This is a genomic window from Deltaproteobacteria bacterium, assembly GCA_028818775.1.
Classification (GTDB): domain Bacteria; phylum Desulfobacterota; class Binatia; order UBA9968; family JAJDTQ01; genus JAJDTQ01.
In genome coordinates, this window is the sequence record JAPPNE010000041.1 from 1 (window position 1) to 2,007 (window position 2,007).

The window sequence follows — 2,007 nt, forward strand, 5'->3', positions numbered from 1 at the left end:
ACGGATTCGGGCTGGACGTGGACGCCATCAGTGACAGAAGCCGATCGTGGTTCGGACCATGCTCTCAACCGGGTGCCTCAGCACGCCAGTGGACCAAGGGCCTCGACTGCCCCGACCGCCGTCACTTCACTGCATCGCCGCCCCGGGTGCAAGCCCCGGTTACTTCCGCGACTAAGCCGCCGCGTCGCGCGGGAGTGACCGCTCTCAAGTGACTAATCTGCGGCTGGAGCGCCGTTGGGCGTCTCCTGGTGTTGGGCGGCCTGGACGAGGCAGTAGCCGAGAGTTCGTGCCTTTCGGCTGAGGTTGGCAAAGGTGCGATCGATGCACCGCTTCTCGTAGGCGTCCATGCCCTTTTCGACATATTCCTCGCCCCGGGTGACCATCAGGTAGATCAGGCAGGCAAGCTCGCGCGCGGTGGCGGTGATGGCGACGGCCCTGTCCTTGCGGGCGAGCCGGGCCCGATGTTTGGCGCCGATGAAGGTCTGGCTTCTTCGCGCTGCCATGGCGGCCATTCGCAGGGCCTGTCCGACCGGGTTGACCACCTTTGGGAGCCGGCCCGGCAAAGGCTTGCCGCCGCTGATCCTGGTCCTGGGAGCCACCCCCAGCCAGGAGCAGAAGTGCTGGGCGGAAGGAAAGGCGGAGAAGTCCGGGCCGATCTCCGACGCGATGGTCAGCGCAGTTCTGGTGCCGATGGCCGGGATCGCGGTGAGGTCGACGCCCATCATCTCGTGCAGGGCCATGGTCAAGGCCTTGTCCCCGGCCGCGGACTTCTTGCCCCCGGTGCGCGACAGCGTCTTCCAGCCTTCGCCGGCCGATCCGTCAGCAGGGCCTTCGTCCCCGGACGGGCTGTCGTCTGTGGAATCTTCCGGCGGCGTCAGGCGGCCGATCTGCGCCGCGATCTGCGCCTCGCAGACATCGATCTGCTGTTGGCAGAAGTCGTAGCGCTGCATGGCTTGCTCCAGCGCGAACAGATGCTCCTCGCGCCAAGTGCCCTCCAGGCTTGCCGCGATCGTGTCACCGCTGGCCTTCACCTGCCGATGCCGGAACGACGCCAGACGCTGCGCGTCGCGCTCGCCGCCGATGATCGCCCGCAGGATCTTCTGCCCGGTCTGGCCCATGATGTCGGCGAGCACCGAGTCCAGCCGGACGTTCATCTCGGTCAGCGCCTTCTGCATGTGCTGCACGCAACGTACGCGGTCCTCGATCAGCCGCTTCGCCTGGCGCACGTAGGCCCGTAGCGGGCACACTGCATCCCCAGGCCGGAACGCACCCCGCAGAAGGCCGTAGGACAGCAACTGCCAGATCCACTGGCAGTCGAGCACGTCGCTCTTGCGCCTGGCTATCTGCTTCGTCATCCGCGGCGGTACCAGCAACACCTCGAAGCCCGCGCGCTCCAGTACCTCGTACACCGGAATCCAGTACACCGAGGTCGATTCCATCGCCACCTTCTTCACCCCGCACGACCTCAGCCATGCCGCCATCGCTTTCAGATCCCGAGTGAAGCCATCGAACGACCGCACCGGTTCCGCACAACGCTCCGGATCCACCGCCACGTAGTGTCGGTCCTTGCCGATGTCGATCCCTGCGCAGTCCGGGTTCACCACCTTCAGGCGCTCCATCCTCTTGCTCTTCCGTGGCATGCCAAGTCCTCTCCATTCGTGTTGTGCCGGGGAGGAACCACACGCAAAAGCTCAATCTCTCGAACGAGGTCACGGCCAAGCCGCGCCATCAGTGACAAAAGCCGATCGTGGTTCGGGCCATGCTCCAAAACGGGTGCCTGCGCACGCCAGTGAACCGACGGCCTCGACTGCCCCGGCCACCTTCACTTCACCGCATCACCACCCCCGAATGCAAGTTCCGTTACTTTCGCAACTAAGCCGCCGCGTCGCGCGCGGGTAAACGATATACCGCTCGAGGATCCGGGACAACCGGAGCAGGTGTCAATGTCAGCCCAGACCGTGTGAAAACTGCGTAGGGACCGGTTTCAGTTGAGGAGTCGTTGAAGCC

1 protein-coding gene is annotated in these 2,007 nt (G+C 65.0%); it reads right to left on the reverse strand.

Annotated features, from left to right (window positions below):
- Positions 1-212: 212 nt before the first annotated feature.
- Positions 213-1,640, reverse strand: coding sequence for an IS110 family transposase (locus tag OXU42_03925; GenBank protein MDE0028539.1), 1,428 nt, complete (start codon positions 1,638-1,640; stop codon positions 213-215).
- Positions 1,641-2,007 lie beyond the last annotated feature (367 nt).